Here is a 13470-nt window from a genome sequence, read left to right as displayed (position 1 = left end):
AAACCAATGACTGAAGAACAGGACAAAAGTACTCCCGACGCCTCCAGACGGGATTTTCTTAAAAAGGGCACATTAGCTGCGGCAAGTTTTATGATCGTTCCACGTTTTGTGCTGGGCGGTAAGGGCTTTATAGCACCCAGCGACAAACTGCTTATTGCCGGTGTAGGCGCGGGCGGTAAGGGCCAAAGCGATATTGCCAACTTTTACAAAAGTGGAAAAGCCGAGATCGCTTTTCTATGCGATGTAGACGATAGAAGGTCGGCAAATTCACGTGCTAAATTTCCTAAAGCCAAGTATTATAAAGACTGGCGCGAGATGTATGATAAAGAGTCAAAACATTTTGACGCGGTATCAGTTTCGACGCCAGATCATAACCATGCTTTAATTGCCTATCATGCTATGCAGCTGGGCAAACACGTATACGTTCAAAAACCATTAACCCATGATATCTGGGAAGCCCGTTTATTAACCGAGGCGGCAAAAAAATATAAAGTAGTTACGCAAATGGGTAACCAGGGATCATCAAATGATGGTACCCGCCTGATGTCGGAATGGTATGATGCCGATCTGATTGGTGATGTGCACACCATTTACTGCTGGACAAACCGTCCGGTATGGCCTCAGGGTATTGCCTGGCCTCAGCCTGCAAAAGAGATCCCAAAAGAACTGGATTGGAACCTGTGGTTGGGTACAGCGCCTAAAAAAGATTACGTAGATAAACTGGTGCCATTTAACTGGCGCGGATGGTGGGATTATGGAACCGGTGCTTTGGGCGACATGGGCTGTCACCTGGTTGAAGCTCCGTTCCGTGTATTGGGTTTACAATATGTAAAAGACGTACAGGCCAGTGTAGGCAGTGTGTATGTTGATGAGTTTAAACAAGGTCATTTCCCTGAAAGCTGTCCTCCGTCAAGCCACATCACCTTAACTTTCCCTAAAACCGAGAAAACAAAAGGCGATGTTACCATGCACTGGATGGATGGCGGTATTATGCCAGAAAGACCTGTTGAATTAGAAGCTAATGAAAAATTTGGCGGCGAAGAAGGTAATGGTACATTGTTTATCGGTACAAAAGGTAAAATGTATGCCAGCACTTATTCAGACGCGGCAACTTTGTTACCAAAATCATTAACTGCAAGCGCTAATGCGCCTCAGAAATGGAAACGTGTACCGGGTGGTGCCGAAGGCCACTATGCGCAATGGGTTGAAGGTTGTTTGGCGGGATACGGTAAAACAGAACTGAGCTCATCATTTGATAAAGCTGGTCCGCTTACCGAAGCCTTGTTAATGGCTAACCTTGCCGTACGCGGTCATGACCTTAAAGGTGGTCAGGTAAAATTGTTATGGGATAACCAAGCCATGAAAGTGACCAACTTTGACGCTGTGAACCAATACATCCAAAGGGATTATCCTGATGGATTTAAACTGAAAGCATAAATTTAGTTATTGAATTATTGAGTTATTGAATTATTGATTTGAAAAAAACGATATTCGATAACTCAATATTTACTTGATTCAATAACTCAATAATTCATTAAATCAATAATTAATCATGAATAGAAGAGAAGCTTTAGGCAGGGTTGGATTGATACTGGGAGGTACCATAATCGGCGCTGAGTTCTTTATCTCGGGTTGTAAACCAAGCTCCAAAAAAGTGAACGAACTGTTTGATCAGGACAATGTAGCTTTATTTGATGAAATTGGCGAAACCATTTTACCGGCTACCAGTACACCAGGTGCCAAAGCCGCCGCTGTAGGCAATTTTATGGCCATGATGGTTCAGGATTGCTATAAACCCGCAGATCAGAAAGTATTTGTAAAAGGTATAGCTGACCTGAATGAGGCCAGCAAGAAAAAATTCAGCAAATCGTTTATGGAAGCCGATGCCAAACAACGCACCGAACTGCTTACCGAACTGGATGCCGAGCAAAAAAACTATACCAAAAACAAAAAGCCAGAAGATCCGAACCATTACTTCAGGATGATGAAAGAGCTAACCCTGCTGGGTTTCTTCACCTCAGAAGTTGGTGCAACCAAAGCCCTGCGCTACATTGCTGTACCCGGACATTATGACGGCAACGTGCCCTACAAAAAAGGCGATAAAGCCTGGGCTACTTAAAAAATTAGTTATTAGTTGATTAGGTGAGTGGAGAATGGTTATAAACTCATGCAACCACTCACCAATCGATTGAATTAACCACTCACTAAAAAGAATGAAACTAAGATTAGGAATGATCGGTGGCGGTCAGGGCGCGTTTATTGGCGCCGTGCACCGCATAGCCGCACGTATAGATGGTGAATATGAACTGGTTTGCGGTGCTTTTAGCAGCAATGCCGAAAAATCACAAGCCAGTGGTTTGTTACTGGGACTACCCGCCAACCGCATCTACAATTCATACACCGAACTCATCGAAAAAGAAAAACAACTGCCAGAGAACGAGCGTGTACAGGTGATCAGTATTGTAACACCCAACCACGTACACTTCGCTCCAACAAAATTGGCGCTGGAAAACGGTTTTCATGTTGTTTTAGATAAACCCATGACCTTTTCCCTGGCCGAAGCCAAAGAGCTGGATAAAATAGTAAAAGCTACAGGCAAATTATTTTGCCTCACGCATACCTATACCGGCTATCCTATGGTAAAAGAGGCCAAGCAATTGATCAAAGCAGGAAAATTAGGCGTAATCCGCAAAGTATATGTAGAGTATCCGCAAGGATGGCTCAGCAGCTTTCTGGAAGGCGATGATAATAAACAGGCCTCATGGCGCACCGATCCGGGTAAAAGCGGTATTGCAGGTGCTATGGGCGATATTGGTACCCATGCCTTTAACCTGGCCGAATATGTAACAGGCCTGGAGGTTACCAAAATTTGTGCCGACATCAACATCGTGGTTGAAGGTCGTAAGCTGGATGATGACGGCGCGGCATTGCTTAAATTCAACAACGGCGCTAGCGGGGTATTAACCGCCACTCAAATTGCCGCCGGCGAAGAAAATAATGTTAAAATACGCGTTTACGGAGAAAAAGGCGGATTGGAATGGCACCAGAGCGATGCTAATTCCCTCACGGTGATGTATACCGATAAACCTATGGAAGTATGGCGCACAGGCGGTGGTTACACCAGCTCGTTCGCGCAGCATAATACCCGTACACCTGCCGGTCACCCCGAAGGTTACCTGGAAGCTTTTGCCAACCTGTACCGCAACTTTGCGTTAACGGTAAAAGCTGGTATTGAAGGCAGAACAGCAACCCCCGAAGAACTGGATTTTCCGGGAGTAAAAGAAGGCGTTCGCGGCATGGCATTTATTGAAAATGTGATCGCCTCGGGAAAATCAGATAAAAAGTGGACCGAATTTTCTATTTAAAACATTATGACAACTATAAAAGGACCAGCCATATTTTTAGCGCAGTTTATAGGCGATACCGCGCCATTTAACAGCCTGGAATCTATTTGTAAATGGGCCGCGGGCCTGGGTTACAAAGGTGTTCAGCTGCCAACTAATGATGCCCGCTTTATCGATCTGCAAAAAGCTGCCGAAAGCAAAACCTATGCCGATGAGATCAAAGGTATTGTGAACGCTGCCGGATTAGAAATAACCGAACTATCAACTCACCTGCAAGGTCAGCTGGTAGCTGTAAACCCGGCTTATGATTCCCTTTTTGACGCTTTCGCGCCAGAGGCTGTTCGCAACAACCCGGTTGAAAGGCAAAAATGGGCTGTACAGCAAGTGAAATACGCGGCACAGGCCTCAAAAAATTTAGGACTTAACGCTTCTGTTACCTTTAGTGGCGCCTTGCTTTGGCCAATGGTGTACCCATGGCCTCAACGCCCTGCAGGTATTGTAGAAACAGGTTTTGATGAACTGGCCAAACGCTGGAAACCGATCCTGGATGTATACGAAGACAATGGCATCGACCTTTGCTACGAAATTCACCCGGGAGAAGACCTGCATGATGGTATCACCTATGAAATGTTCCTTGAAAAAGTGAATAACCATAAACGCGCCAACCTGCTGTATGATCCATCGCACTTTGTATTGCAATGCCTGGATTATTTAGAATATATCGACATCTATCATGAGCGCATCAAAATGTTCCATGTAAAGGATGCTGAATTTAACCCAACAGGTCGTCAGGGTGTTTACGGTGGTTACCAGAATTGGGTCGACCGTGCAGGCCGCTTCCGCTCATTGGGCGATGGCCAGGTTGATTTTAAAGGCATCTTCAGCAAATTAACCCAGTATGATTATAAAGGATGGGCCGTATTAGAATGGGAATGCGCGCTTAAACATCCGGAAGATGGGGCAAGAGAAGGTGCCACATTTATCAAGGATCATATCATCAGGGTTACCGAACGTGCCTTTGACGATTTCGCCGCATCGGGTTCTGATGAAGCTTTTAACAGGAAAACGCTGGGGATATAATATAATAAACTATGTCATTGCGAGCGAAGCGTGGCAATCGCATGCTATACAGGGCAGATAGTCCTGTGATGAGATTGCTTCATCGTTCCTCCTCGCAATGACATATTGATGTAAGTGAGAAGATAAAAGCATTATATTTGAGATACCAATTAACCAATTAATTTAACCTAAATATCTTTAAATGCAAGCCATTAACCGTACACAGCTTTTCAGGGCCAGTTGTTTATCCCTGTTGGTAACATCACTATCCTTTGGTATCCGCGCGGGTATATTGAACGACCAGGGTGTCAGATTTCATTTGAACGCCTCAGAATTGGGCACCATTGCTGCAACAGCTTTTTGGGGCTTTCCATTAGCTATCATTGTAGGGGGCTTTATTGTGGATATCATCGGCATGAAAAAATTGCTGGTATCGGCTTTTGTTTTCCATTTGATAGGTATTTTGCTTACTATTTTCGCCAATGGATATTGGACCTTGTTCCTGTCGACACTGATGATCGGTATTGCCAACGGCACTGTCGAGGCTTCCTGTAATCCTTTAGTTGCTTCTTTATATACCGATAATAAAACTACCAAGCTCAACCACTTTCACTTGTGGTTTCCGGCGGGTATCGTTATCGGTACATTAATAGTATTTGGGCTGGATAAAGCTTTGGCACATGACGTATCACCAAAACCTTACTGGATATCACAGCTGGAAGTTGCTATTATGCTCATCCCTACCTTGGCTTATGGTTTCCTGTTCTCCAAGCTGGAGTTCCCGGTAACCGAAAGGGTATCGGCGGGTGTAAGTACAAGCGATATGTACAAGGCGCTCATCAACCCTTTGTTCGTGTTCATGATCATCTGCATGTTCGGTACGGCTATTACAGAGCTATTTACCAACCAGTGGACGGACGTACTGTTCAAAACCGTTACGGATAATGCTATACTGATACTCACTTTTGTGGCCTCGGTACAGGTACTGGGCAGGGCATTTGCGGGTCCAATTGTACATCGTGTGGCTCCGCAGGGTGTATTACTTATTTCAGCGGTTTTATCGGCTCTGGGTATTTTTCTGATGATTAACCTGCACGGCGACGCTATTTACCTGGCCGCTGTTGTTTTTGGATTGGGTGTAGCCTTTTTCTGGCCTTGTATGATAGGCTTTGTAGCCGAGAACCTGCCACGTACCGGAGCTGTTGGCTTAAACCTGATGGGCGGTGCAGGCATGTTCGGCGTATCTATTTATATGATATTTATGGGTGGGCATTATGATACTATCATGGCTCAGAAACTTCCGGCAGGTGCCAGTTTGGACGCCTATCGGTCGGCAGCCGCAGGTACAGACATGGCCAAAGCTTTTGATGCTGCCCGGTCAGCAGCCGGTCCCGAAGTGCTAAATACTACCCTCATTATCCCGGTAGCATTGATAGTTGCTTTTGCCGGTTTGGTGTTTTACATGCGTGGCAAGAAAAAAAGTGAACCATTAAGCACAGTTACCGTGTAAAAAGTACACTGATTATGATAAAAAATTGTATTTTTCACCCTCGTTAATCACAACCAAAAAACAGAAGTAAACCGGCAGGAGTAATAAGCTAAAACAGATATGCCCCTGTCAGGTTATTATTAAAAAACAAAAAAACACTCATGAAAAAGGCTTTTTTTATTCTTTGTATCAGCGCGGTAGTAACAGCTTGTGGCAGTAATTCATCAACTAAAGGTGGCAGCGACAGCACCAGCGCGGCAAATCAAACCGCAAAAGCTGCTGATGCTAATGCTGATACAGTTGTTGCAAAAACAGGTACAGAAGCGGCAGGCGGATCAGCAGGCTCAGCTAAAGGCGAAAGTTTAATAGCGGCAGCTGATTGCAATACCTGCCATAAAGTGGATACCAAAATTATAGGTCCTGCGTTTCAGGATGTGGCTGCTAAATATCCGGCTACCGAAACCAACATTGAAACCCTGGCTAAAAAAGTTATTGACGGTGGTAAAGGTAACTGGGGCGATATCCCGATGACAGCTCACCCTGCTTTGTCTTTAGATGACGCTAAAGAAATGGTGAAATACGTTTTGTCTCTGAAAAAATAACCTGATTTTATCTTCTTAAAAAACAACTATGACCACTGGAATCAGGGTAAAACTTTCTGCCATGATGTTCCTCGAATTTTTTATTTGGGGAGCATGGTTTGTAACACTGGGCGCATTTTTAGACAAAACACTGCACGCCACAGGCGTTCAGGCCGGATCTGTATTTTCAACCCAATCATGGGGGGCTATTATAGCGCCCTTTGTTATCGGGTTAATTGCCGACAGGTATTTTAACGCCGAAAAAATATTGGGCATACTGCATATTGCCGGTGCTGTATTAATGTACCAGATGTACAAAGCCCCGGATGTGGCTGCTTTTTACCCGTACGTATTGGGTTACATGGTGCTGTATATGCCAACGCTGGCGCTGGTAAACTCAGTTTCATTTAACCAGATGACCGATCCGGAGAAAGAGTTTTCTTCTATCCGCGTTTGGGGAACCGTAGGTTGGATATTGGCGGGTATATTGATCAGCTATTTGTTCCACTGGGATTCTCAAAATGGTATTGCACAGGGCTTTTTAAGAAATACCTTCCTGATGGCAGGAATTGCCTCCCTGGTTTTAGGTTTATTCAGTTTCACGTTACCAAATACTCCGCCTAAGGTAGCCAAAGGCGAAAAAATAAGCGTTGGTCAGTTATTAGGCTTTGATGCCTTGAAATTGTTAAAGGATAAGAATTTTGCCATATTCTTTGTGGCTTCTATCCTGATATGTATCCCATTAGCGTTTTATTACCAGAATGCAGGCGCATTTTTAGCCGACATTAAGGTTGATAACCCTACCGGAAAAATGACCATTGGTCAGGCTTCGGAAGTATTGTTTTTGCTTTGTTTGCCTATTTTCTTTAAGAAATTCGGGTTTAAAAAAACGATCCTGGTAGGTATGCTGGCATGGGCGGTTCGGTATGCGATGTTCGCTTACGGTAACGCCGGCGAATTAAGCTTCTTGTTGATTATAGGTATTGCGCTTCATGGCGTTTGTTATGATTTCTTCTTTGTTTCCGGACAGATCTATACAGATTCAAAAGCCGGCATCCAATATAAAAGCGCTGCCCAGGGTATGATAACTCTGGCTACTTATGGCGTAGGTATGTTGATCGGGTTTTATATTGCCGGATTAATTTCCGACAGTTATAACAGTCCTGCCGGGCACGATTGGAAAATGATATGGCTGATACCTGCTGGTATTGCGGCAGTAGTATTTATCCTGTTTGTATTGTTCTTTAAAGATCAAAAAGATAACGTAGCTATTAACGAATCTGCAACTAATAACTAAACCAATGGCATCAAACCAAAACCGGAGATCGGCTATCAAAAACATGCTTGCAGGCACGGCTGCTATTACAGCGTCGGGCGTGCTTACTTCATTTACATCAACCGAACAAGATAAACCAATGTTACCTGATACGCTTAAAGGAAATATTAACCACGCGGTTTGCCGCTGGTGTTATGGTGATATAACCGTGGAGCAACTTTGTGCAGCTGCTAAAGATATCGGCATTAAAGGGATCGACCTGGTTGGCCCTTCCGATTGGCCTACGCTTAAAAAGTATGGTCTGTACTCATCCATGTGTAATGGCGCCGAAATAAACCTGACCGATGGTTTTGGCGATAAGCAGTTTCATGCCCAGTTGCAAAAAAACTACTCGGAAATGATACCTAAGGTGGCCGCGGCTGGATATAAAAACCTGATCTGCTTTAGCGGAAGCCGCCGGGGTAAGGATAACGAAACCGGCTGGAACAATTGTGTGGAAGGGTTGAAACCTTTAGTAGCCCTTGCCGAAAAACACAACGTAGTATTGGTGATGGAACTGCTGAACAGCAAGATTGATCATAAAGATTATCAGTGTGATCGTGTATCATGGGGCGCTGAATTGTGCAAAAGATTAGGCTCCGAAAACTTTAAGCTCCTGTATGATATATACCACATGCAGATAGATGAAGGCGACGTGATCCGCAACATCCGCGACAATCATCAATACATCGCGCATTATCATACCGGTGGTGTACCTGGTCGTAACGAGATTGATGATACACAGGAATTATATTACCCTGCCATTATGAAAGCTATTGTAGCCGTAGGCCATAAAGGCTTTGTAGCCCAGGAGTTTATTCCAAAGCAGCCAGATCATATCGCTTCCTTACGTAAGGCGGTACATATCTGTGATGTTTAAACCTTATGGTTTGCAACTGCTCTAACCAATACATTAACCAAATAATTATACATGACAACCAGAAGAACATTCTTAGCACAAGCCGGATTAGTTGCGGCAGGTGTGATGATAAAACCAAACTTACTATCGGCCAAAAGCACTAATGGTGTCGGGCTGCAATTATATAGCCTGCGCGATCAGCTGCCAAAAGATGTAAAAGGGGTAATAGCTCAGGTTGCCAAAGCCGGTTACAAAGAAGTAGAAACCTTTGGCTTTAATCAGCAAACCGGTTATTGGGGTTTACCAGGTAAAGATTTTGGTCAGCTGTTAAAGGATAACGGCCTGAGCACGCCAAGTGGTCACTACGGACTTGATCAGTATTTTGGCGAAGGTAAAACCGACGATCTGAAAGCTTACATTGAAGTGGCTAATACTATCGGTCAAACTTATATCATTATCCCTTCGCTAAACCATAATTTCATCAAAACGGTTGACGACTGCAAAGCTGTTGCCGATAAGATGAATAAGATTGCCGAGATCTGCAAAGCATCAGGCTTAAAGCTGGGTTACCACAATCACAATTTTGAATGGCATCCGGTTGGCGATACTACTTTTTATGATGTAGTACTGAACAATACCGACCCTAAGCTGGTGAATATGGAAATGGACCTTTACTGGGTAGTTCGTGCCGGTCAGGATCCGATAGCTATATTCCAGAAACACCCGGGCCGCTTTACCTTTGTACACATTAAGGATCGTGATAAAACGAATGCCAACCTGAACACCGAAATTGGTACCGGCGATATTGATTTTAAAACCATTTTAAGCAAAGCCAAGCTTGCCGGCATTAAACACTTTATTGTTGAGCAGGAAAACTATACCAATATTGATCCGTATGTAAGTATTGCCAAAAGTGCGTCGTACTTAAAAAATACACTACACGTGTAGTATCAAGTAGCTAGTATCAAGTATCAAGATTTTTGTTTTTTTATTAGGAACAGGAACCGAAGATGAAATATGTCTTGATACTTGATACTAGCTACTTGATACTCTCTAAAATTAAAAACCAATTATAATACTGATATGAAATATCCAATTGTATTAACAGCGCTTTTAGCAGGAAGCTTTTTTGTAGCCAACGCGCAACAGGCAAAACCAGAAGATACTGAAACATGGGAACCGATACCCAAAGTAGTTGTTCCGGGTAAAGTATTGGGCGAAGCTCCGTCTGACGCTATTGTTTTATTTGATGGCAAAAATCAGGACGAGTGGGTTTCTGTAGCCGATCAAACACCTGCAACATGGGTGGTTAAAGGTGGTATTTTAACCGTTGATAAAACCAAAGGCAATATCGAAACCAAAAGAAAATTTACCAACTACCAGTTGCATATTGAGTGGCGCGTACCAGCCAGCATTACCGGCGAAGGACAAGCCCGCGGTAACAGCGGTATCTTCCTGGCATCATTAGGTAAAGGTGATGCAGGTTATGAACTGCAGGTTTTAGATTCATACAACAACAAAACTTATGTTAACGGTATGGCAGGCAGTTTGTACAAACAGGCTATCCCATTGGCAAACCCAGGCCGTAAACCAGGCGAGTGGAACGTATATGATGTAGTTTGGACCGCTCCTGTATTTAACGAGGATGGTTCTTTAAAATCAGCTGCTAAAGCTACCGTGTTCTTTAACGGTGTTTTAGTTGAAAATAACTTTGAACTGTGGGGACCAACCCAGTACATCGGCAAGGCATCTTACGAAGGTAAAAAACACGGTGCCGCACCAATTAAATTACAGGCACATGGCGATAAAAGCGAGCCGCTTAGCTTCAGAAATATCTGGGTGCGCGAGTTGTAATATCGCTTACCTGATTTGAAATATTAAAGTCTGTAAGCGAAAAGCTTACAGGCTTTTTTGTTGTCATATTTTCTATAGATTTTGCAAGAGCTATTCGAAATCAATCTCTTATCTTAGGTATAATGAAAGAGGCGCGCAAACCATTGATAATAGAAAGACAACTACGATTTGTATTTATTTTCACGATGGTCTTACTGATTGGGATGGGAATTTATTCACTTTTTACCCGAAGCTCTATCGGTGGAACGTTATATGGTAAATACGGTGGTTCAACAACTGTAACTTATGGAGCGGCAGGGTTTTTTGAAATGGCTGCAGTTTTGTTTTTGGGTTACCTCTGTATTCAATTAGGTGTACTTTATAAAAAACGCAAGGAAACCGATAAGGAAGTCAATAAATAGTGCTTGCGGTATCAGAGTATAAATGCCCTCAAAATTGTGACAATCTCCATCGAAAAAACACAGAAAATTATCAGATTTGAACCTATCTTTACCATTTTAATAAACTCATGAAATCATTTTACCAAACCCGCTATTCACTGTTTGCGTTGATATTATTTTTTATGCTGGGCTTGTCGGCTTCTTCGGCCATGGCAGCTAAAAGGTTTTATTATCAGTTTAAAGTATATCATTATAAAACCACGGCACAGGAGGGCAGGATTGAGCGTTACCTGGAGCATGCCTATGTGCCGGCTATGCACCGGGCGGGTATAAAAAACGTAGGCGTATTTAAACCGGTGAAGCAGGATACCGCCGATATGCGTATCTATGTTTTTACACCATTTGCCACTTTTGATAAATTGATGGGGATTGATAAAAAACTACAAGGCGATACCGAATACCTAACGGATGGTGACGACTATATTAATGCCGAATATAAAGATGCCCCGTATACCCGTATAGAAACCATCGTATTACAGGCTTTCCCTGGTATGCCTGCACCGGCTGTACCTAATTTAACAGGTGCCAAAGCCGATAGGGTGTACGAGCTGCGCAGCTACGAAAGCGCTACCGAAAAATATAATTTTAACAAAGTGCGCATGTTTAATGTAGGCGATGAAGTTGGGTTATTTAAACGCCTGGGCTTTAATGCCGTATTCTATTCGGAGGTGATCGCGGGCAGTCGTATGCCCAACCTCATGTACATGACTACTTTTAACAATAAAGAAGACAGGGACAAGCACTGGGAAACTTTTAGCAATGATGCCTACTGGAAAAGTCTCGTCGCCAAACCAGAATATCAGAACAATGTATCGCACGCGGATATCATTTTCCTGTATCCTGCGGCTTATTCGGATTTTTGATTTTTGTAAATCACTGTTGTCATTTCGAACGAGGTACGAGGAGAAACTATCTCTTGAGCGGAGCGAAAAATCTTTTGCGATTAGCATATCCCGCGCAAAAGATCTCTCCTCGTACCTCGTTCGAGATGACATTTGTTTGTTTGATTCCCCTCTAAAACAATAAGTTTGTCATGCTGAACGTAGTGAAGCATCTTCTTCAGCAGGCATGTCGAAGAAGATCCTTCGTCCCTCAGGATGACAAAAGAATAATCTCCCAGCTCCCTCCCCACCCAATCCCCATCTGTCCATTATCATTAAAAATGTCCGGAATCGATCACTTTTTGAAAATTAAAAATTCATAATATACTGATAATCAATATATTGATATTGGTATAGCTCTTGCAAATCCTTATCCAAAAATGTATAACAATGGATAAGGAAATAGCCCTTGAAGTAACCACACAAAAACGTAGAAAGGGTATGATCATAGGTCTGGCAGTTATAACTGTTATGGCGCTGCTGATCTGGGCTTTACGTGGATTCATCAAGTCGTCAATAAACAGGAGTCAAATTACAGCATCCGCCGTTCAGGTTAGTAATATCGAAAATACCATCAACGCTACCGGCGAAGTTTTGCCTGAATTTGAAGAGATCATCACCAGTCCTATCAATGCCTCCATCAAAAACGCGCTGATGGATGCCGGCAATAAGGTGAATGTGGGCCAATCCGTTATCACCCTTGATAAAACCGCTACCCAAACGGAATACGACAAGCTCAACTTTCAGCTGGAGTCGAAACGTAACGAGATCAGCAAATTAAAGCTTGATCTGGGCAAAAGTTTTTATGATATCCAATCGAACAATGATATTAAACAGCTGCACATCAGTAACCTGGCCGATGCGGTTGAAAATGCCAAACGCCTGTACAAAGCAGGAGGCGGTACCCGCGAAAATATTGAACAGGCCGAGCTTAACCTGAAAGTGGCCCAGCTGGAGAAAAAGCAACTGGAGAACGAGATCAAAAACAAGCAGCAAACCATGCGGATTGAGATCAAGGAGGCGGAGATTGCAGCCGCCATACAGGAAAGCGATCTGAAGGCTCTGCAACGCAAATTACAGCTGGCCAACATAGTGGCCACCCGCAAAGGCGTTATTACCTATGTAAACAAAAACATAGGCGCCAATATACATGAGGGCGAAACGCTGGCCCGCATTGCCGATCTGGGAAGTTTTAAGGTACAGGGCAGCATATCCGATAATTCGGTTGATCAATTGCATGCGGGTATCCCGGTCATCATCCGGTTTAATGATAACCAACTGCGCGGGCATGTTAGCAACGTATCGCCATCCATCCAAAATAGTATCATTTCTTTTGATATCCAGCTGGACGACCGCTCTAGCAAGCTGCTGCGGCCCAACATGAAAGTGGATGTTTTTTTGGTAACCGCAACGCATAGCAAAGTGATGCAGGTGGCTAACGGTCCGGCATTTAAGGGATCGTCGCTCCAGGATATTTTTGTGATCAATGGTGCAAAGGCCGAGCGCAGGACGGTTCACATCGGTCTCACCAATTTTGATTTCGTGGAGATCAAAGATGGGGTAAAACCCGGCGACGTGGTGATCACTTCGGATATGAGCGAGTATAAAAACTCCCAGGAGATAACGATAAATAATTAAGATAAAGAGA

13 protein-coding genes are annotated in these 13470 nt (G+C 43.6%); all 13 read left to right on the top strand.

What is annotated here, in order from left to right; genetic code table 11:
• Positions 1-6: 6 nt before the first annotated feature.
• The 13 genes from AC57BQ_RS11915 to AC57BQ_RS11855 all read left to right on the top strand — a co-directional run bounded on the left by AC57BQ_RS11915 (position 7) and on the right by AC57BQ_RS11855 (position 13460).
• Positions 7-1437 (top strand): Gfo/Idh/MocA family protein, encoded by a 1431-nt coding sequence (locus AC57BQ_RS11915; protein ID WP_496406499.1) that lies wholly within the window; start codon positions 7-9, stop codon positions 1435-1437.
• Positions 1438-1552: 115 nt separating this feature from the next.
• Entirely contained in the window at positions 1553-2119 is a 567-nt protein-coding gene (locus tag AC57BQ_RS11910; RefSeq protein ID WP_496406498.1) for a gluconate 2-dehydrogenase subunit 3 family protein, read from the top strand.
• A gap of 94 nt (positions 2120-2213) precedes the next feature.
• Entirely contained in the window at positions 2214-3365 is a 1152-nt protein-coding gene (locus AC57BQ_RS11905; RefSeq protein WP_496406497.1) for a Gfo/Idh/MocA family protein, read from the top strand.
• 6 nt (positions 3366-3371) lie between these two features.
• Positions 3372-4424: a sugar phosphate isomerase/epimerase family protein gene (locus AC57BQ_RS11900; protein WP_496406496.1), complete on the top strand. Its 1053-nt coding sequence runs from the start codon at positions 3372-3374 to the stop codon at positions 4422-4424.
• A 181-nt stretch (positions 4425-4605) separates the two neighbouring features.
• A complete protein-coding gene (locus tag AC57BQ_RS11895) occupies positions 4606-5913 on the top strand; it encodes an MFS transporter (protein ID WP_496406495.1) in 1308 nt (435 codons plus the stop codon).
• 140 nt (positions 5914-6053) lie between these two features.
• A complete protein-coding gene (locus AC57BQ_RS11890; protein ID WP_496406494.1) occupies positions 6054-6494 on the top strand; it encodes a c-type cytochrome in 441 nt (146 codons plus the stop codon).
• A gap of 28 nt (positions 6495-6522) precedes the next feature.
• A complete protein-coding gene (locus tag AC57BQ_RS11885) occupies positions 6523-7770 on the top strand; it encodes a nucleoside permease (protein ID WP_496406493.1) in 1248 nt (415 codons plus the stop codon).
• 4 nt (positions 7771-7774) lie between these two features.
• Positions 7775-8668 carry a hydroxypyruvate isomerase family protein gene (locus AC57BQ_RS11880; RefSeq protein WP_090468623.1) on the top strand — a complete coding sequence of 298 codons (894 nt, stop codon included), beginning with the start codon at positions 7775-7777 and terminating at the stop codon, positions 8666-8668.
• A 51-nt stretch (positions 8669-8719) separates the two neighbouring features.
• Positions 8720-9595 carry a sugar phosphate isomerase/epimerase family protein gene (locus tag AC57BQ_RS11875; RefSeq protein WP_496406492.1) on the top strand — a complete coding sequence of 292 codons (876 nt, stop codon included), beginning with the start codon at positions 8720-8722 and terminating at the stop codon, positions 9593-9595.
• A 135-nt stretch (positions 9596-9730) separates the two neighbouring features.
• Positions 9731-10501 (top strand): 3-keto-disaccharide hydrolase, encoded by a 771-nt coding sequence (locus AC57BQ_RS11870; protein ID WP_496406491.1) that lies wholly within the window; start codon positions 9731-9733, stop codon positions 10499-10501.
• A gap of 122 nt (positions 10502-10623) precedes the next feature.
• Positions 10624-10902: a hypothetical protein gene (locus AC57BQ_RS11865; RefSeq protein WP_143013897.1), complete on the top strand. Its 279-nt coding sequence runs from the start codon at positions 10624-10626 to the stop codon at positions 10900-10902.
• 107 nt (positions 10903-11009) lie between these two features.
• Positions 11010-11804 carry an NIPSNAP family protein gene (locus AC57BQ_RS11860; RefSeq protein WP_496406490.1) on the top strand — a complete coding sequence of 265 codons (795 nt, stop codon included), beginning with the start codon at positions 11010-11012 and terminating at the stop codon, positions 11802-11804.
• Positions 11805-12212: 408 nt separating this feature from the next.
• Complete coding sequence (locus AC57BQ_RS11855; protein ID WP_496406489.1) at positions 12213-13460, top strand: efflux RND transporter periplasmic adaptor subunit; 1248 nt, start codon at positions 12213-12215, stop codon at positions 13458-13460.
• Positions 13461-13470 lie beyond the last annotated feature (10 nt).

It is taken from the genome of Mucilaginibacter sp. BGA-UO-ETr-C110, assembly GCF_059567985.1.
The sequence above is the reverse complement of the archived record's forward strand: the minus strand, read 5'-3'. Positions and strand labels throughout refer to the sequence as shown.

Excerpts from the sequence above, each read along its gene's own strand:
- AC57BQ_RS11915 (WP_496406499.1), top strand. The coding sequence starts at position 7 with ATGACTGAAGAACAGGACAAAAGTACTCCCGACGCCTCCAGACGGGAT.
- AC57BQ_RS11910 (WP_496406498.1), top strand. The coding sequence starts at position 1,553 with ATGAATAGAAGAGAAGCTTTAGGCAGGGTTGGATTGATACTGGGAGGT.
- AC57BQ_RS11905 (WP_496406497.1), top strand. The coding sequence starts at position 2,214 with ATGAAACTAAGATTAGGAATGATCGGTGGCGGTCAGGGCGCGTTTATT.
- AC57BQ_RS11900 (WP_496406496.1), top strand. The coding sequence starts at position 3,372 with ATGACAACTATAAAAGGACCAGCCATATTTTTAGCGCAGTTTATAGGC.
- AC57BQ_RS11895 (WP_496406495.1), top strand. The coding sequence starts at position 4,606 with ATGCAAGCCATTAACCGTACACAGCTTTTCAGGGCCAGTTGTTTATCC.
- AC57BQ_RS11890 (WP_496406494.1), top strand. The coding sequence starts at position 6,054 with ATGAAAAAGGCTTTTTTTATTCTTTGTATCAGCGCGGTAGTAACAGCT.
- AC57BQ_RS11885 (WP_496406493.1), top strand. The coding sequence starts at position 6,523 with ATGACCACTGGAATCAGGGTAAAACTTTCTGCCATGATGTTCCTCGAA.
- AC57BQ_RS11880 (WP_090468623.1), top strand. The coding sequence starts at position 7,775 with ATGGCATCAAACCAAAACCGGAGATCGGCTATCAAAAACATGCTTGCA.
- AC57BQ_RS11875 (WP_496406492.1), top strand. The coding sequence starts at position 8,720 with ATGACAACCAGAAGAACATTCTTAGCACAAGCCGGATTAGTTGCGGCA.
- AC57BQ_RS11870 (WP_496406491.1), top strand. The coding sequence starts at position 9,731 with ATGAAATATCCAATTGTATTAACAGCGCTTTTAGCAGGAAGCTTTTTT.
- AC57BQ_RS11865 (WP_143013897.1), top strand. The coding sequence starts at position 10,624 with ATGAAAGAGGCGCGCAAACCATTGATAATAGAAAGACAACTACGATTT.
- AC57BQ_RS11860 (WP_496406490.1), top strand. The coding sequence starts at position 11,010 with ATGAAATCATTTTACCAAACCCGCTATTCACTGTTTGCGTTGATATTA.
- AC57BQ_RS11855 (WP_496406489.1), top strand. The coding sequence starts at position 12,213 with ATGGATAAGGAAATAGCCCTTGAAGTAACCACACAAAAACGTAGAAAG.